The organism is Amycolatopsis sp. 505 (genome assembly GCF_031625235.1).
In the GTDB taxonomy this organism is placed as follows: Bacteria; Actinomycetota; Actinomycetes; order Mycobacteriales; family Pseudonocardiaceae; genus Amycolatopsis.
Map to the genome: position 1 here is coordinate 361476 of NZ_JACKQP010000002.1, position 16984 is coordinate 378459.

General features: G+C 72.4%; 17 protein-coding genes and 1 pseudogene. 5 read left to right on the forward strand and 13 right to left on the reverse strand.

Annotation, left to right across the window (positions count from 1 at the left end; all coding sequences use genetic code 11):
• Window positions 1-12 precede the first annotated feature (12 nt).
• On the forward strand, window positions 13-1701 hold the full coding sequence (locus H5965_RS08715) for a lactate permease LctP family transporter (RefSeq protein WP_310968876.1): 1689 nt from the start codon (window positions 13-15) through the stop codon (window positions 1699-1701).
• Between the two features lie 10 nt (window positions 1702-1711).
• Window positions 1712-2266 carry an HD domain-containing protein gene (locus tag H5965_RS08720; protein ID WP_310968877.1) on the forward strand — a complete coding sequence of 185 codons (555 nt, stop codon included), beginning with the start codon at window positions 1712-1714 and terminating at the stop codon, window positions 2264-2266.
• Here H5965_RS08720 and H5965_RS08725 read toward each other — a convergent pair.
• From H5965_RS08725 to H5965_RS08740, 4 genes are all read right to left on the reverse strand, one after another.
• Window positions 2263-3138 (reverse strand): SDR family oxidoreductase, encoded by an 876-nt coding sequence (locus H5965_RS08725; protein ID WP_310968878.1) that lies wholly within the window; start codon window positions 3136-3138, stop codon window positions 2263-2265. The genes H5965_RS08720 and H5965_RS08725 overlap by 4 nt on opposite strands.
• Window positions 3139-3217: 79 nt before the next feature.
• Window positions 3218-4483, reverse strand: coding sequence for an RNA polymerase sigma factor (locus H5965_RS08730; RefSeq protein WP_310968879.1), 1266 nt, complete (start codon window positions 4481-4483; stop codon window positions 3218-3220).
• 39 nt (window positions 4484-4522) lie between these two features.
• Window positions 4523-4879, reverse strand: a complete 357-nt coding sequence (locus H5965_RS08735; protein ID WP_310968880.1) for a YciI family protein — start codon at window positions 4877-4879, stop codon at window positions 4523-4525.
• Window positions 4876-5301 carry a YciI family protein gene (locus H5965_RS08740; protein WP_310968882.1) on the reverse strand — a complete coding sequence of 142 codons (426 nt, stop codon included), beginning with the start codon at window positions 5299-5301 and terminating at the stop codon, window positions 4876-4878. Before H5965_RS08740 ends, H5965_RS08735 begins: the two co-directional genes overlap by 4 nt.
• Window positions 5302-5498: 197 nt before the next feature.
• On the opposite strand from H5965_RS08740, the gene H5965_RS08745 reads away from it, so the two are divergent.
• Window positions 5499-6479 (forward strand): small ribosomal subunit Rsm22 family protein, encoded by a 981-nt coding sequence (locus H5965_RS08745; RefSeq protein ID WP_310968884.1) that lies wholly within the window; start codon window positions 5499-5501, stop codon window positions 6477-6479.
• Window positions 6480-6485: 6 nt separating this feature from the next.
• On the opposite strand, the gene H5965_RS08750 is transcribed toward H5965_RS08745, so the two are convergent.
• The gene (locus H5965_RS08750; RefSeq protein ID WP_310968885.1) at window positions 6486-7322 is read right to left on the reverse strand and encodes a maleylpyruvate isomerase N-terminal domain-containing protein; all 837 of its coding nucleotides are present in this window, start codon (window positions 7320-7322) and stop codon (window positions 6486-6488) included.
• 63 nt (window positions 7323-7385) lie between these two features.
• Between H5965_RS08750 and H5965_RS08755 the strand changes: the two genes are divergently transcribed.
• Complete coding sequence (locus tag H5965_RS08755) at window positions 7386-8714, forward strand: HAMP domain-containing sensor histidine kinase (protein ID WP_310968887.1); 1329 nt, start codon at window positions 7386-7388, stop codon at window positions 8712-8714.
• A 56-nt stretch (window positions 8715-8770) separates the two neighbouring features.
• On the forward strand, window positions 8771-10087 hold the full coding sequence (locus H5965_RS08760; RefSeq protein WP_310968888.1) for a DUF2079 domain-containing protein: 1317 nt from the start codon (window positions 8771-8773) through the stop codon (window positions 10085-10087).
• Window positions 10088-10281: 194 nt separating this feature from the next.
• On the opposite strand, the gene H5965_RS46120 is transcribed toward H5965_RS08760, so the two are convergent.
• The 8 genes and pseudogenes from H5965_RS46120 to H5965_RS08790 form a co-directional block, all read right to left on the reverse strand.
• Window positions 10282-10677 (reverse strand): integrase core domain-containing protein, encoded by a 396-nt coding sequence (locus tag H5965_RS46120; RefSeq protein WP_396136880.1) that lies wholly within the window; start codon window positions 10675-10677, stop codon window positions 10282-10284.
• A pseudogene (locus H5965_RS46125) lies at window positions 10619-10873 on the reverse strand (DDE-type integrase/transposase/recombinase); the annotation flags it as partial. The pseudogene H5965_RS46125 and the gene H5965_RS46120, both read right to left, overlap by 59 nt.
• The gene (locus H5965_RS08765; RefSeq protein ID WP_310968890.1) at window positions 10797-11159 is read right to left on the reverse strand and encodes an IS3 family transposase; all 363 of its coding nucleotides are present in this window, start codon (window positions 11157-11159) and stop codon (window positions 10797-10799) included. The pseudogene H5965_RS46125 and the gene H5965_RS08765, both read right to left, overlap by 77 nt.
• A complete protein-coding gene (locus H5965_RS08770; protein ID WP_310968891.1) occupies window positions 11156-11443 on the reverse strand; it encodes a transposase in 288 nt (95 codons plus the stop codon). Before H5965_RS08770 ends, H5965_RS08765 begins: the two co-directional genes overlap by 4 nt.
• Before the next feature lie 106 nt (window positions 11444-11549).
• Window positions 11550-14096 carry a CHAT domain-containing tetratricopeptide repeat protein gene (locus H5965_RS08775; protein WP_310968893.1) on the reverse strand — a complete coding sequence of 849 codons (2547 nt, stop codon included), beginning with the start codon at window positions 14094-14096 and terminating at the stop codon, window positions 11550-11552.
• 198 nt (window positions 14097-14294) lie between these two features.
• Window positions 14295-14783: a hypothetical protein gene (locus H5965_RS08780; protein WP_310968894.1), complete on the reverse strand. Its 489-nt coding sequence runs from the start codon at window positions 14781-14783 to the stop codon at window positions 14295-14297.
• On the reverse strand, window positions 14780-15355 hold the full coding sequence (locus H5965_RS08785) for a sigma-70 family RNA polymerase sigma factor (RefSeq protein ID WP_310968895.1): 576 nt from the start codon (window positions 15353-15355) through the stop codon (window positions 14780-14782). Before H5965_RS08785 ends, H5965_RS08780 begins: the two co-directional genes overlap by 4 nt.
• Window positions 15352-16983, reverse strand: coding sequence for a S8 family serine peptidase (locus H5965_RS08790; RefSeq protein WP_310968897.1), 1632 nt, complete (start codon window positions 16981-16983; stop codon window positions 15352-15354). Before H5965_RS08790 ends, H5965_RS08785 begins: the two co-directional genes overlap by 4 nt.
• Window position 16984: the final 1 nt, after the last annotated feature.

Sequence of the window (16984 nt, forward strand, 5' to 3'; positions counted from 1 at the left end):
AAGGAGCCGACCGTGACCTGGATCCAGGACTACCAGCCGGCGGGCGGGCTGTGGCTTTCCGCGCTGCTCGCCGCGCTCCCGATCATCGTGCTGCTGGTTTCGCTCGGGGTGATCCGGTTCTCCGCGCACCTCTCCGCGGCACTGGCACTGGTGACGGCGCTCGGCGTCGCCCTCCTGCTCTACCGGATGCCGGCCGCGCTGGCGTTCGACTCCGCCGCGATGGGCATCGTGTTCGGCGTGTGGTCGGTGGCCTGGATCGCCTTCCACGCCGTGTACTTCCACAACGTCACCGTCGCCACCGGCCGGTTCGACGCGATCAAGCGGGTGCTCGCCGGGTTCAGCGAGGACCGGCGGCTGCAGGCGCTGCTCATCGCGTTCAGCTTCGGCGCGCTGCTCGAAGGCGTCGCCGGCGGCGGGTCGCCGATCGCGATCACCGCGGCGATGATGGCCGCGCTCGGGTTCCCGCCGGTGAAGGCCGTCGTGCTGGCACTGCTGGCGAACACCGCGCCGGTCGCGTTCGGCGGGCTGGGCAACCCGCTGATCGTGCTCGGCCGGCTGACCGCGCCGATCATGCACCTCAAGCAGGACCAGGCGACCGAGCTCTTCTCGGCGGCGGTCGGCCGCCAGGTCCCGCTGCTGGCGCTGATCATCCCGGCGTTCCTGGTCGTCGTCCTGGCCGGCTGGAAGCGCATGCTCGAGGTGTGGCCGGCCGTGCTGACCGCCGGGCTCGCCTTCGCGGTCATGCAGTTCGTCGCGTCCAACTACATCAGTGCCAGCCTGGTCGACGTCCTCGCCGCGCTCACCGCGATGGCCGCGCTGTGGATCCTGACCCGCTTCTGGCAGCCCGCGACGGTGTGGCGCTTCGACGGCGAAGAAGCCACCCCGGCCAAGAGCCTCGGCGCCGCCCAGGCCGAGCGCGGCGCGCTGTACGCGTGGATGCCTTACATCATCCTGATCCTGGCGATCTTCCTGTCGCGGATCGGGACGATCTTCAAGAACCTCCCCACCTGGCTCGACCTGACGAAGCTGCTGCACAAGGCCGACTGGGTCTTCGCCTGGCCGGGGCTGCACAACCACGTCGTCCAGCACCCGCCGATCACCGCCAAGAACGCGCCGTACGCGGCGACGCTGACCGTCGACTTCCTCTTCTCGCCCGGCACGGTCGCGCTGATCGCGGCGGTGATCGCCGGGTTCGCGATGGGCGGGCGGGCGAACCTGCTGCTGACGACGTACGCCAAAACGCTGCACCAGATGCGCTGGGCGCTGGCGACGATCTTCATGATCCTGGCCATCGCGTTCGTGATGAACTACTCGGGCGCGACGCAGACGCTGGGCCTCGCCCTGGCGACGACCGGCGTGGTCTTCCCGCTGTTCTCGGCCTACATCGGCTGGCTGGGCGTGTTCCTGACCGGCTCGGACGCGTCGACGAACAGCCTGTTCGGCCCGATGCAGGTGATCTCGGCGCAGCAGCTCGGCCTGAACCCGATCCTGGCCGGCGCGACGAACACCTCGGGCGGCGTGATGGGCAAGATGATCTCGCCGCAGAACCTGTCGATCGGCGCGACGGCGATCGGGCAGAGCGGCAAGGAAGGCTCGCTGCTGCGGCAGACGTTCCTGTGGTCGCTGCTGCTCACCGCGGTGGTCGGCGTGATTTCGCTCCTCCAGGCGACGATCCTGACGGCGCTGATCCCGTCGCCCTAGGCTGGGCGGCATGACCTCTGAAGCGCTGGCCTCGTTCGGCTACGAGCTCGGGCTCCTCAAGCGCGTCCGCCGGTCGGGCTGGTGGCACGCGGGGGTCCGCGACCCGGAGTCGGTCGGCGAGCACAGCCTGCGCGCCGCCCAGCTCGCGGCGCTGCTCGCGGCGGAGGAAGGCGCGTCCCCGGAGCGGGCGGCCTTCCTCGCGCTGTGGCACGACACGCAGGAGACGCGCACGGGCGACCTCCCGCTGACGGCCGGCGACTACCTGCGCAAGCCGGAGCCGCGGCAGATCACCGCCGACCAGACGGCCTCGCTCCCCGAGCGGTCCCGGGACCTGGTTCGCGAGGCCGTCGACGAGTACGAGACGCGGGAGTCCGCGGAAGCGTTGTGCGCCAAGGACGCGGACAAACTGGAGATGCTCCTGCAGGCCCTGGAGTACCGGGACATCGGCGTCCGCCCGGTCGACGAGTGGATCGAGTCGGCGCGGAAAGGCCTCAAGACGGAGACCGCGCGGAAGGTCGCCGAGGCGGCGATGACGCTGTCCCCGCTCGCCTGGCGCGGCCGCTAACCCCGGGGCGGCATGATCATCGGGCGTCCGGTGCCGAGGCCGCCGTCCACCAGCACGGACGTCCCGGTGAGGTAGGAGAAGCCGGGCGACGCCAAGGCCACGACAGCGGCGGCGATTTCCTTCGGCTCGGCCATCCTCGGCAGGCCGTGGACGTTCAGCGGGCCCCACGCCCGCTTGAACTGCGCCCACTGGTCGTCGGGGATGCCCGGCGGGCGGACGAACGCGGTGTCCGTGGTCCCCGGGTCGATCGACAGCACCCGGATCCCCTGGGCGCCGTAGTCGAGCGCGGCGGCTTTCACGATGCCCTGGATCGCCCGCTTGCTGGCGGTGTACGCCGCGTGCCCGGGCCGGGTGTGCCCGGCTTGCGACGACGCGGTGCAGATGATGACGCCGCCGTTTTCGAGCAGGTGCGGGACCTCGTGCTTGATCGCGAGGAAGACCCCGCGCGCGTTGGTCCGCTGGACGTCCTCCCATTCGTCGACGCCGATTTCGTGCAGCGGCTTCGCGAGGGTGATGCCCGCGTTGTTGAACGCGACGTCCAGCCGGCCCCAGCGGCGCACCACCGTGTCCACAAAGGACTCGACCTGGGCCGGCTCGCGGACGTCGGCCCGGACGTAGCACCCGCGGCCACGCAGCTCGCGCTCCACCTCGCGGCCGAGTTCGGCCCGCCGGCCACAGAACCCCACCCGGGCGCCCTGGGCCGCGAACGCGAGCGCGGCCTCCCGCCCGATGCCCGAGGTGGCGCCGGTGATCAGCACGACCTTGCCGTCGAACCGGCCCTGCACCGGAGCCGAAGCCGAAGCGCTCGACGCCCCGGCGAGCACGGCCGCCGCACTCGCGGCACCGCCACCCAGGACGGCCCGCCTGGTCACAGTATTCCCCACAGTCCCCTCCATTCGGATAGTTTAACTATCTGAAATGGAGAGTATTGCTATCCGCCTGAGAGACGCCTCAGCCGGCGACCGCCTTCGCGCGGTCCAGCAGCAGGGCACGTTCGCGGGAGTTCTCCGTCATCTCCGCGGCTCGCCGGAACTCCTGCTCGGCTTCCGCGCGGCGGCCGAGCTTCTCCAGCAGGTCACCGCGCACGCTGGGCAGCAGGTGGTAGTCCTTCAGCGCCGGGTCGCCGGCGACCGCGTCGACCACTTCCAGGCCCGCCGCCGGCCCGTACGCCATCGCCACCGCCACCCCGCGGTTCAGCTCGATCACCGGGGACGGCTGGAGCTTGCCGAGGCCTTCGTAGAGCGCCGCGATGCGGGCCCAGTCCGTTTCCTCGGCCGTCCGCGCCCGGGCGTGGCAGGCCGCGATCGCCGCCTGGGCCGAGTACGGGCCGTACGCGCCTTCGGCGATGTGCTCGGACAACGCCAGCGCCGCGAGGCCGTGCTGGATCAGGAACCGGTCCCAGCGGGCGCGGTCCTGGTCCAGCAGCAGCACCGGCTCGCCGTTCGGGCCGGTGCGGGCCTTCGCGCGCGACGCCTGCAGCTCCATCAGCGCCACCAGGCCGTGGACCTCCGACTCGCCCGGCATCAGCCCGGCGAGCACGCGGCCGAGCCGCATCGCCTCCTCGCAGAGCGCCGGCCGCATCCAGTCGTCGCCGCGCGTGGCCGAGTAGCCCTCGTTGAACACCAGGTAGATGACTTCGAGCACGGACGACAGCCGGGCGACGCGCTCGTCGCCCTCCGGCACCTCGAAGGGCACCTTCGCCGCGGCGAGGGCCTTCTTCGCCCGGACGATCCGCTGGGCGATCGTCGACTCGCGGACCAGGAAGGCGCGCGCGATCTCGTCGGTCGTCAGGCCGCCGAGCATGCGCAGCGTCAGCGCGACCCGCGCCTGCGTGTTCAGCACCGGGTGGCAGGCGACGAACAGCAAGCGGAGGACGTCGTCCTCGATGTGGTCGTCGAGCGCGGCGTCGAAGTCCGGCAGGACGCCGTCGCCGAGCCGCTGGTCGCGCCCGACTTCCTCGAGTTTCTCGGCGTACCGCTCGTTGCGGCGGAACTGGTCGACCGCGCGGCGCTTGGCGATCGTCATCAGCCACGCGCCGGGATTGCGGGGGACGCCGGAGTCCGGCCACTGTTCCAGCGCCGCGACCAGCGCGTCCTGCGCCAGTTCTTCGGCGAGACCGACGTCGCCGCGAGCCATCCGGGCCAGGCCCGCGATGAGGCGCGGCGACTCGATCCGCCAGACCGTTTCGACCGTTCTCCGGGCGTCCGCAACCGTCACCCGGCCATCAGACAGGGTGATCTTCCGCGGTGCAACCCACTACTCGTCGATCGGCCGGATCTCCAGGACGCCCTCGCCCGGGCCGAGGTTCGGGACCTGCTTCATCAGCTCGACGACCTCTTCGAGGGACTCGCCCTTGAGCACCCAGAACCCGGCGATCAGCTCCTTGGTCTCGGCGAACGGGCCGTCGATGACCTTGGGCTCCGCGTCGCCCTGGAACAGGACGCGCGAGCCGTCGGCGCTGGACGTGAGCCCCTCGGCGAGCTCGATCCGGCCCTCGGCGAACAGCCGCTCGTTGAACTTCGTCATCTCGGTCAGCTCTTCGGCGCTGGGCTGGAACCCGGGCGCCTCCGATTCGGGGCTGGCCTTGACGATCACCAGGAACCGCACGGTCACGCCTGCCCGGCGGACTGCGCCCGCAGCCGGCCTTCCATTTCGGCGACTTCCGGCGTCATGTTCTCGAAGTCCGACGCCTCGGCGACCCGGCGGATCTCGACCTCGCCGGCCTGGCCCTCGGGGTTGGGCATCCGCTTGATCCACTCGATGCACTCTTCGCGATCCCGGCACTGCAGGATCCAGAAGCCGCCGACGAGCTCCTTGGTCTCGGCGAACGGGCCGTCGACGACCTTGGGCTCCTCGCTGCCGGAGAAGATGACGCGCGCGCCCTGCGAGCTCGGCGTGAGCCCTTCGCCGGCGAGCAGGACACCGGCCTTGACCAGCTCTTCGTTGAACTTCCCCATCTCCTCGAGCAGCTCGGCGCTGGGGCCCTTGCCCGCCTCGGAGTCTTCGTTGGTCTTGACGATCACCATGAACCGCACCGCGGTCTCCCTTCGTTCGCTTCTGCCTACGCGTCGAACGGCCGGGCACCGGATCGACAGCCGTCGCAAAAAACTTTTGGCGCGGGAAAACTAGCAGCTCAGGGCCGATTCCGGGGGACAATCCGGACCGGGGATCACCGGCCGGCCGCACCGGCCGCCGCGCTCGTGCGCGGGGGCACCCGGCTAATCTGCCCGTCGTGGCGGTACTCCCCGATGATCTCTCCTCCGCGCTCGACGACGAGCTGGCCCGGCACCCCGTGGCCCGGCTGACCCAGTCCGTCGATCGCCTCAGCGCGCGCTACCGCCAAGGTGACGCGGCCACTTCGCCGATCCTCAGCTCCGAAGCCGACATCGCCGCGTACGCCGGCTACCGCATGCCGGCCACTTACGCCGCCGTACACGCCGTCCTTGCCGAAGCGGCCCTACGCGCTCCCGGCTTCGAGCCGCGTACCCAGATCGACGTCGGCGGGGGCACCGGTGCCGCCGTGTGGGCTGCCGCGGACGTGTGGCCTTCGCTGGCCGAGTGCACCGTGCTGGAGCAGGTGGCCGGGGCCATCGGGCTCGGCAAGCGGCTCGCCTCCGGCAGCGGCCGGGGCGCGGTCCGGGACGCCGAGTGGCGGCGCGGGCTCGTCGATCCGGCGTCGCCCGCCCCCGACGCCGACCTCGTCACGCTCTCCTACGTACTCGGCGAGCTGCCGGACGCCACGCGCACCGACGTCGTGCGGTGGCTGGCCGCCAAAGCCACCACCGTCGCGCTCATCGAACCCGGCACGCCGGCCGGCTACGAACGGATCCGGGCCGCCCGGGCCGAACTGATCGAGCTCGGCCTGCACGTGGTCGCGCCGTGTCCGCACGACGGCGCGTGCCCGATCGTGCCCGGCCGGGACTGGTGCCACTTCGCCGCGCGGCTGCCGCGCTCGGGCCTGCACCGGCGGCTCAAGGCGGGCACGCTCGGGTTCGAGGACGAGAAGTTCTCGTACGTCGTCGCGTCGCGGCTCCGGCCCGAGCGGCCGGAGGCGCGGATCATCCGGCACCCGAAGAAGCACAAGGGCTGGGTGGCGCTGGACCTCTGCACGGCCGACGGGCTGAAGCCGGGGGTGGCGGTTTCGAAGAAGCAGGGCCCGCGCTACCGGGACGCCCGCGACGCCGAATGGGGCGACGGCTGGTCTTCCGCCTGACCCGGCCTACGGCATGTGGACCGTGCGGAGGAACTCCGGCAGCCGCCACGGGCGGCGGCCGCCGACGCGGACCTTGCCGGTGCCCACCGCGCGCAGCGGGGAGATCCGGCCGAACATCATCGGCACCAGGACGGCCGGGTCGAAGGTCAGGCGCGCGTCCGCCGTGCCGTCGGGTTCTTCCGCCCGCAGCTCGCCGTGCTGCAAAACCAGCATCACCGGCGCCGTGTGGTCGGAACGGAACTCCACCGCGACCCGGCGGGGCGACGGCTTGGCGTGGGCGAGCAGGCGTCCGAGGTCGTTGCGGACCATGCCGGTGAAGAACAGGTCCAGGAACATCCCCACGTGCGCCGCCTCGATCCGCCAGTCCTGCCCGCTCGCGCGGGCGATGTCGTGGCCGTGGATCTCCAGCTCGTTGAGCAGGTGCGCGAACAGGCCGGGCAGCGGCACCCGGCTGCCGCCGAGCCAGTCGATCACCTTGTCCGGGCCGTACTCGCCGCCGGCGCGCAGCAGCTCGGCGATGTCCGCGCGCAGCTGCTTGGCCAGCAGGCGCGGGTCACGCTCGGGGTAGGCCTCCTGCGCGACGTCGTTCATCGCCGAGACCGTCTCGATGGTGGCCTTCGCGATCTGCTCCTCCAGCTCCGGCAACGGCAGCGAGCGGCCGTCGCCGTGCACCAGGGCCGTGTAGACGTGCGCGATCCAGCCGACGTGCGCCGCCGTCTCGGCGACCGACCAGACCCCGATCGCCTTGGCGCCCGGGTCCGGCGCGTTCTCCACGATGTCCGCGAACCGCTCGCCGGTCTCCGCCAGCGCGGTCCGCACCGCCTGCCACTGTGCATTCGTCACAGACAAAACGGTAGGCGGCGGAGGCCACACCCGGTTCTTCGAAGGTGCGGTTATCTTCTGCGGGTGGCCCGGATCCTGCCCCGGTCGACCCGGTGGCGGGTCGCCCTCTTCGCCGCCCTCGCGTCGGCCGTGGTGCTCGGCTTCGGGGCGTACTGGTTCGTGAACGCGCTGCAGAGCAGCCTCGAACCCAACGCCAGTGCCCGGGCGAGCGACAAGGCCGACGCGCTGCTCGCGCTGCTGAACGCGGGCGTCGCCCCGGCCGACGTGCCGGAGCGGTACCCCAAGGGCGGCGGGTACATGATCAGCCTGCAGGCGGCCGACTGCTCGCTCGGCAGCCCGAAGAAGTTCTCCGGTAGCGAGCCGGTCCGGGTCTACGGGCCGGACTGCGTCATCGTCCAGCCGTTCGGCCTCGACGACCAGCTCTACAGCACGGCCCGGACGAAGGACCGCCACTACGCGGTCGTGTCCGCGGAGAAGCTCGACCCCGTCGGCCTCGAGACGGTGGCCACCGCGCGGCAGCTCCTCTGGGGCGGGGTACCGGCCGCCTCGCTGTTCATCGGCGCCGTCGCCTGGTTCGCCGTGCGGCGGTCGCTGCGCGCGGTCGGGGCCATCCGGGCCGAGGTCGACGGCGTGCGCGCGACCGACCTCGGCCGCCGCGTCCCCGTGCCCGACTCCGGTGACGAGATCGCCGAGCTCGCCGTCACGATGAACGAGATGCTCGCGCGGCTCGACCGGTCCGTGCAGCGGCAGAGCCAGTTCACCGCGGACGCCTCGCACGAGCTGCGCACGCCGCTGGCGTCGCTGCGCACCCAGCTGGAGGTCCAGCTCGCCCACCCCGACCGGCTCGATTGGCGCCGCAGCGTCGAAAACGCCGTCCTGGACGTGTCGCGGATGGAAACCCTCACCGGGGACCTGCTGCTGCTCAGCAAGCTGGACGCCGGCCGGCCGGCCGGGACCACCCGGATCGTGCTCGGGGACCTCGTCACCGGGCACCTGGCCGGACGGCTCCCTCGCGACGGCGTCGAGGTGCGCCCGGAACTCCACGACGCCCCGGTGGTCCAGGGGCACGCGGGACGGCTGGAGCGCGTCCTGCGCAACCTGGTCGACAACGCCGAGCGGCACGCGAAGAGCCGGGTGACGATCACGCTCGCCGCGTCCGGCGGCCAGGCCGTGCTGACCGTGCGGGACGACGGGCCCGGCATCCCGGCCGAGGACCGCGAGCGCGTCTTCGACCGGTTCGTGCGGCTCGACGACGACCGCGCCCGCGAAGACGGCGGCTCCGGGCTGGGCCTGGCGATCGCCGCGGAGATCGCGCGGGCGCACGGCGGCACGTTGCGCGTCGCGAAGAGCACATCCGGCGCCTGCCTGGAGCTGCGCTTGCCGCTGGCCTGAAGGCTTCTTCAGCTTGCTTAAGCTCCGGTTCAGCGTGGCCGCACGAGCATCCCGCCATGCTGATCGATCTCGCGCCGTCCCCCGCGCGCACGCGCGAAACCCGCGCGATCCCCTACGTCGTCGCCGCGGTCGCCTTCGCCGGGTATGCCGCCTGGTCGCTGCAGCGGCTGCGGACGTTCGACGCGAGCGGGTTCGACCTGGGGATCTTCGAACAGGCGGTGCGGTCCTACGCCCACGGGCACTGGCCGGTGTCGGACCTGCTCGGCGCGGACTGGCCGACCCTCGGCGACCACTTCCACCCGATCCTGGCGGTGCTGGCGCCGTTCTACCTGCTCTGGCCGTCGCCGGGGTGCCTGCTGGTCGCCCAGGCCCTGCTGTTCGCGCTGTCCGCGGTGCCGGTGACGCGGTGCGCGAGCCGGCTGCTCGGCGCCCGCCGGGGTGCGCTCGTGGGCGCCGGGTACGTGCTCTCGTGGGGTCTGCTGTCCGCCGTCAACTTCGACTTCCACGAGGTCTGCTTCGCCGTCCCGATGCTGGCCTTCACCGCCGAGCACCTGCTGCGCGAACGGTGGCGGGCCGCGGTCTGGTGCGCGCTGCCGCTGGTGCTGGTCAAGGAGGACCTGCCGCTGACGCTCGCCGCGGTCGGCGTGGTGCTGGTGCTGAACCGGCAGCGGCGGCTCGGCTGGACGGTGATCGTCTTCGGCGTCGCCACGTCCGCGCTGCTGTTCGTGGTCGTGCTGCCGGCGCTGAACCCGGCGGGCGCGTACGCGCACGGCAGCGGCTTCAACCCGTTCGGCGGGGCGATCGTCAAGGTTTCGATGCTGCTGGCCTTGCTGGCGCCGACGGCGTTCGCGGCGCTGCGGTCGCCGCTGCTGCTCCTGGCGGTGCCGACGCTGCTGTGGCGGCTGGTTTCGGCGAACGACCGCTACTGGGGCCTGGGTTACCACTACAGCGCGGTGCTGATGCCGATCGTGTTCATCGCCGGCGTGCACGGCGCCCGCCGGCTCACCCGATGGGTGCCGGTGTGCGCGGTGGTCGCCGGGCTGGCTTCGCTCGGCCTGCAAGCGGCGCACCTGACCGACGGCGTCTGGACGCCGGCGCAGCGGGCGGGGATCGACGCGGTCCTGGCGCGGATCCCCGACGGCGCGACCGTGCTGGCGTCCAACCGCCTCGCCCCGCACCTGACGTCCCGCTGCACGGTGCGGTTCTTCGACGGCGTGACGAACGAGCGGCCGGAGTGGGTGGTCGTGGCGCAGCCGGAACAGTCCTGGCCGACGACGCTCGCGACGAAGGCGGCGGCGCTGGCGGACCTGGAGACCACGGGGTACCTGCGCGTCGACGGGACGGACTCCGTCGTGCTGCTCCACCGTGAGTAGGGAACTCGCAGCGGTAACCGGCCAGTCGGGGGGCGTGCCGGCCGGTTACCGCCGCACCGAAGAAGAGGGAACCCTCCGCCAGGAATGACGCCCGGGTCCACGCTTCACTCGATCGAGTGACGTCAGGCCGGATCGGCCAGAATGCCGTTGACATCCGACCCCGGGTGGGTGGCCGTTTCCGCCGTGTCGACCCTTCAATCACGCGTGTCGACCCTCCAATCACGCGTGTCGACCCTTCGATCACAGGTCTGGAGTTGCCCCGGTGAGGCGGACACGGGGTTTTCAGGCAGCTGAGGGTTGACGGTAGCTGGTTCGGATTTCGGCTGGGTGTGGTGGCCGTTTGTGGAGTGCAGCCTGGTGTGGTTGTAGTAGTGCAGCCAGGTGAACACGTCCTGGCGGGCTTGGGTTCGGGTCCGCCAGATCGAGACACCGATTTCGGTTTTCAAGGTGGCGAAGAAGGCTTCGGCGACGGCGTTGTCGTAGCAGGACCCGACCCGCCCCACCGACGGGTGGATCAGTCGCGAGGGCGATCGCGTCGCAGACCAGGTCAGTGCGCATGTGGTCGGCCATGGCGTGCCCGACGACCTCACGGGTGTGCAGGTCGATGACGGTGGCCAGATAGAGCCAGCCTTCGAAGGTGGGCAGGCAGGTGATGTCCCCGACGAGCCGTTGGCCGGGCGCGGTGGCGGTGAAGTCCCGCCGGATCAGATCACCGACCGGCGTGACCGGGCCGGCAGCGGGACGGGTGGTGGTGGTGCGGCGTTTGCGGCGGGTGATCCCGGCCAGGCCCGTGTTCGCGCATCAGCCGCTCCACCCGCTTGTGGTTGACCCGGTGGCCGCGGCGGTGCAGCTCGGCGGTGATCCGCGGGACCCCGTAGGCCCTGCGGTGCTCGGCATGAATCGAGGTGATCACCCGCACCAGATCGGCCTCGGCTTCCGCCCGCCGGACGCGGCCGGCTTCGGCGGCGACCCACTCGTGGAATCCCTGCCGCCGCATGCCCAGGACCTGGCACAACCGCCTCACGCCGTAGGTGGCGCGGTGTTCGGAGATGAACCGGTAGCGGTAGATCATCGATCCATCTCGCGCGCAAAATAGGCGGCCGCTTTCCGCAGGATCTCCTTCTCCTTCTCCAGCTCAGCGACCTGCTTGCGCAACCGCGTCACCTCATCGGTCACCGCCGAATCCTCCACCGGTCCGGCTTCGCTGGCCTGCTTGGCGGTGTTCACCCACGAGCGCAAGGTCTCGTGATTGACCCCCAGGTCCCGGGCGACCTGCCGCAACGGCCGATCACTCGAGTTCACCAGCTCAACAGCGTCACGACGGAACTGCTCCGGATACTTCGACCTGCCAGACACCAGGACATCCTCTCTCCAGACCACCGTCTGGAATCAAGGTGTCCGGCCCCAAGGGGCAACTCCAGGTCGTGGGAGTCAACGCGACCGCTGGACGTCGGTACGGGAGTCAGCTGCGGCCGAAGCAGACGAACGGCATCAGCGGTTCGGCCTGCGCCGCGTCCGCCAAGGCGCGCGCCGGGGGCGTGCCCGCCGCCAGCGCCTTGTGGAACGCCAGCATCACGCCGCCCGCCGTGCGGTCGTCGACCCGGGCCACGCTCGAGACCACCGTGCGGCTGCCGCCGTAGAGCAGCGCCGCCGTGAAGCCGAGGACCTCGTCGCCCGCCCGCACCACCGTCTGGCCGACGTCGCACGAGGACAGCACCACCTGCTCCGGGGCCGTCGCCAGCTGCTGGACGTCGTAGGCCATCAGGGGCCCGTCGGCCAGGTTGAGCCGGGAGAACAGCACGTTCTCCTGCTCGTGGTGGCCGTGTGCGGCGAAGTGGGCCAGGCGGCAGCCGTCGAACGCCTTGAGCGTCGCCGCGACCGTCGCGTCCGGGCCGGTCAGCACCTCGGCGTCCGGGTACAGCGGCGCCAGGCGGGCGACTTCGGCCTCGGCGTGGGTCAGGTCGGAACCCGCGACGAGCAGCGGTGCGCCGGTCGCCCGGCCGGACCGGCGGCCCGCGTCGAACCACGCCGACGACGACGGCGTGACCGTCACCGGGCGGCCGTGCAGCGTCGGCAGCAGCCCCCACGGGATCGCCGACAGCGCGCCGGTCGGTACGACGACGACGTCGAGGTCGCCGAGCCGGGACGCCAGCGGGGCCAGCAGGATCGCGTCCAGCGCGGTGACCTGCGTCCGCACCGAACGACGGATGACCCGGTCCAGCTGCGGCGGCAGCTGGCGCCCGCACAGGGCGTCGAGGTCGCTGTGCAGCCGCGCGACCGGCTCCGCGACCGCCGCCGCCGGGCCGAGCTCGACCAGCGCCACCCGGTGGTTCGCGATCACCTGCGCGCACAACGCCCCGCGGTCGGCCAGGAAGCAGACCATCGCGCTGCCGGTCGCCGCCAGTTCGTCCCCGATTTCGCGCAGCTTCGCCTCGGCGTGGTCGGCGTCGACGCCCTCGGCCTGCCAGCCCTTGGCGCGGATTTCCCGTTCCAGCGCGGCACACCGCTTCGCGGCCTGGGCGTCCGGCTTCCCGGCCAGCTCGCCCGCACGGATCTGCATCGACAGGAACCGCAGTTCCGCGACGGCGTCGACGGTCTCCGGGTGCGCCGGCGGGCGCACCGGCCGGAACCGGAACGCCTGCGCGCGCGAGCGGTCGAGCCAGCGGAACACCACCCCCGGCGAGCGCTGGGCGAGCGCGGCGGCGAGCCCCGCGTCGGCGAGTTCCTTGCCCAGCGACGTCGTCCCGGTCTGCAGGTCGACGCTGCCGAACCGGCTGCGGTGCCGCTGCAGCTGCGTCAGCCCGGCCCGGGCGTTCGCGAAGGTGACGCGCCGGTGGCCGCTCGCGGCGCCGAGTTCGGCCAGCGCGAGCCGCCGGACCAGGCGGTTTTCCAGTGGCGCGGTCCGGCGGTCGCGCGGGGCGATGCCGGCGCGGGCGCCGTCGAGGTCGCCGAGCGCGATCCGGGCCCGGGCCGCCAGCAGGGCCGCGATTTCGGCGTCGTTGCGCAGGCCCAGCCCGGTGAGCCGGTCCGCCAGCGCGGTCGCCTCGGCGGAGACGCGGGCGATCCGGCGTCCGGCCGCGAAGTCCGCGCGCAGCACGGTCAGGTGCGCCACCGCCGCCCAGGTTTCGTTGCCACGACGGCGAAACCGGCGTTCGGCCCGCCCGGCCCAGCTCCGCGCGGCCGCCGGGTCGCCGCTCGCCAGCGCGGCCAGCGCCCTGGTCAGCTCGGCCTCGGCGTGTTCCTGGTTCATCCGCAGCCGCGGGAACTGCTCGAGCGCCGCGTCCAGTTCGGCGGCGGCTTCGTGCGGCAGCCCGGCGGCCAGCAGCGCCCGCGCCTTGTCGACGGCCAGCACCGGCAGCATCCCGACGCTCTGGTCGGCGTAGAACCCGCTCGCCGCGTCGAAGTCGCGCAGCGCGCCCGGGATGTCGCCGGTGAGCACCCGTGCCTGGCCGCGGCCGTGCGCGGCTTTGGCGAAGATCCGGGCCAGGCCGTCTTCCTCGGGCTGGGTCGCCCCGATCTGCTCGCACTGGTCGAGGTCGGCGAGCGCGAGCCGGACGCGCCCGGCGTACTGGTGCAGCATCGCGCGGTTGAGCAGCGTCCGGGCGAGCACGACGAACTCGCCGGCCTGCCGCAGCAGCGGGATGGCCTCGTCGAAGCAGGCGAGGGCTTCGTCCATCCGGCCGATCAGGATGAGCACGAGACCCCGTTGCTGGCGCAGGATCCCGCGCCCGGCGTCGGACACGAGGACGTCGGCCTCGTCGAGCAGGGCGAGCCCGCGGGCGCTGTTGCCGAGCGCGGTTTCGACGGCGGCGTAGGTGCCGAGGACGCGCGTGGCGAGGTCGGGCCAGGCGGGCCACCCGTTCGGAGGTTCGGTGGCAGGCAGGCCGAGCAGCCGCGCGGCGGACCGGATCAGCCGGCCGCCGACCACCGGCTGGCCGTTGTTGGTCGCCGCGACCGCCCGGCGGTGCAGGTCGCGGACCCGGTCTTCGACCCTCGGCGACGCGACCACGGGCTGCCCTTTCGGCCGGGGAAGGACGCCCCGGATCGTACCTCCGAGTCAGAGGTATCAGGCAGAGCTCGCGGACCGCGGATTCTCCCCGCCCGCGGCGTCGCGAATGACTCATTCGGGACGTCGGAGGTCCCGAATGAGTCATTCGCGACCTTCCCGAGCCGGCCCCCGCCCGGCGCGCACCACGGTTTCAGCGGGTCAGAGCTCGATCGCCGGTGTGCTCACCGTCCTCGACCGGCCCGCCGTGCGCACCAGCACCTGGACCATCCCGTGCGGCACCCCGCTCACCGCGAACCGGCCCTCCGGGTCCGACGTCGTCGTCAGCGGGCCCGAGCTCGTGCGGACCTCGATCGGGTGCTCGGCCGGGGGCGTGAGCCAGCCGTCCAGGCGGATCGTTCCCCCCGGCTCCGGGCTCACGTTCACCATGATCGTCAAGCTTTCGCTGTCGAACGTGATGAGCCTGCCCTGCTCGGCGGCACTGCGCGCGCCCGCGGCGGCGGCCTCCTGCTCCCGGATGCGCATCACCTCCAGGTCGACGTCCTCCAGCTGGATCGCGAAGCGGATCTGCTCCACCAGCGTGGGAGGCATCGGGTCGGCGTCTTCCCACAGCTCGCGCACGCCGGCCAGCAGCCGGAAGTCGAGCTCGTCCAAGGGCTCGTTCGCGCCTGGTGGTTCGACGGTCGTCACAGCCAATCTCCTTCGCCGTTGGCGAGTAGCTGCTCGCGCAGGCGCGCGAGGCAGCGTCCCCTGGTCGGGCCGATACTCCCCCTCGGCATGCCCAGCCGGGCGCCGACTTCGGCGTAGTCCGGCCGGTGCACGAACGCCACGATCCGCAGCAGGCTGCGGCAGCGTTCGGGCAAGGTGTCCACCGCGCGCCACAAGCGCACGCGCTGGTCCTCGCGCAGCACCCCCTCCTCGGGTGCCGGCGATGCTTCGGTCAGCCGCTCCGGGAGTTCCGGCAGCGGCCGCTCGACCTGGCGCTTTTCCCCCGTGCGCCAGGCCTCCCGCTTGGTGACGGTGATCAGCCAGCCGGTCAGCGCGACCGGCGAGCGGATCTCCGCGAACGAACCGAGCAGCCGCAGCCACGTCGTCTGCACGACGTCGGCCGCCTGATCGGCGTCGAGTCCCTGGTCGCGCGCCACCTGCCAGAGCAACGGCGTGAGCAGGGAAACCAGCTCGTCCAGCGCCGCGCGGTCGCCCTGCCGCGCGGCGTCGAACAGGGTCGCCACGCGAGCGTGGTCGGTCTTGGCCACGTTCACAGCGAGCCCAGCGCGGTCCAGGCGCGCTTGACGACGGTTTCCCGGTCGACCGTGGCCAGGTCCCCGGACTGCAGCAGGGCCTTGCCGAGCTCGGCGGCGGCGAGCGGCGCCGCGAACGACGTCCCGTCCCAGACCGCGAAGCCGGCGCTGTAGTCGTCGGGGTCGAAGGAGTTGCGGCCGAAGCCCGGCACCTCGTGGTCGGCGGCCGCGGTGCCGCGGACGTCGGTCGGGTACGTGCTGACGACGCCGGCGCCGGTCGCCCAGCAGTGCACCCACGGGCCTTCGTTGGAGAACAGCGCCTTGCTGGTGGCGACATCGGGGTTGAGTGCCCCGACGCTGATCACCTGCGGGCCGCTGCCGCCGCCGAGCGGCTGGTCGGCGAAGGCGGCCGGGTAGAACCGGCGCGTGGTGGCGTCGTTGCCCGCGGCCGCGACGACCAGCACCCCGAGGCCGAGCAGCTCCGCGATCACCGAACCGAACTGGCCGGTGAAGGCGACGTCCGCCGGGTCTTCGACATAGTAGCCCATCGAGATCGAAACGACGTCCACCATGTCCTGCGGGCGGTTGTTCGCCTGCGCGTTGCGGACGCGGTCGGCGAGCAGGTGCAGCGCGAGCAGGACGTCGGCTTCGTACGCGACGCCGTCGCTGTGGACCACGCGGATGGCGAGCGTGTCGGCTTCGGGGCAGGCCTGCCGGACGATGCCGGCGATGAACAGGCCGTGCCCGGTGTCGGTGTCGATGTCGCCGATCAGCGGCTGGCCGGTCGTCGGCGCGTCCCAGTAGTCGTGGAGCAGCTGGGTGGGCGCGGTCGTGCCGGAGCCGAGCTCCGCCTGCAGGATCGCGGCCTGGATGTCCGGGGCGACGGCGAGCCCGGAACCGGCGGGCGGCGGGCCGGAGCGGTCGGCCAGCCCGAACCACGGGTGCGGGCCGATGCCGGTGTCGAGCACGGCGATCACCGGCCGCCGGTGGGCGGGCTTCTCGCTGCGGTACGGCGGGGCGGCGGCCAGCGTCACCGGGATCCGGTTGGCGCCGTGGGTGCGCCCGTACGAGCTGCCCGCGCCGAACCCGCTGGTCTCCCACGGCGTGCCGCCGAGGCCGCTGGTCTCCCACGGCACCCCGCCGAACACCGGTGTCGTGAACATCAGGTGCTCGACGGACATCTCCCGGACGACGTCCGGATCCAGTTCCGGCCGCTCACCCGAGGCGGCGGCCCGCAGCAGCTGGAGCGCCTTCCAGCAGTCGACGACGACCGGATCGGCGTCTTCGCGCACGTGCAGCAGGGCGCGGACGGGCACGTCGTCGAACTGCCGGACGCGGGCGAGCTCCTTGGCGTCGCCGCCGCGGTCGGCCGGGGCGGCGTAAAGACCGATGCGGGCGAGCACGCGGTTGATCGCCGACAGCGTCTCCTGGTCGCGCAGGTACCGCTGGGGCAACAGGAACACGGCCGGCCGGTACACGGTGGTGCGCGGGGCCGGCTGCCCGGCCGCGACGACGGCCGTCGCCGGGTCGAGCACGCGGGCGCCGTGCCGGTCCAGCACCTGCCTCGGCGGGACCGGGAGTTCGTTGAGCGTCCTTGCGTCCTCCGTCGCTGCTTCCGCGGTCTCGTCCCGCACGAACCTGACGACCATC

Coding starts and splice junctions, on each gene's coding strand:
- H5965_RS08720 (WP_310968877.1), top strand. CDS start 1,712: ATGACCTCTGAAGCGCTGGCCTCGTTCGGCTACGAGCTCGGGCTCCTC.
- H5965_RS08760 (WP_310968888.1), top strand. CDS start 8,771: ATGCTGATCGATCTCGCGCCGTCCCCCGCGCGCACGCGCGAAACCCGC.
- H5965_RS08765 (WP_310968890.1), bottom strand. CDS start 11,159: ATGATCTACCGCTACCGGTTCATCTCCGAACACCGCGCCACCTACGGC.
- H5965_RS08790 (WP_310968897.1), bottom strand. CDS start 16,983: ATGGTCGTCAGGTTCGTGCGGGACGAGACCGCGGAAGCAGCGACGGAG.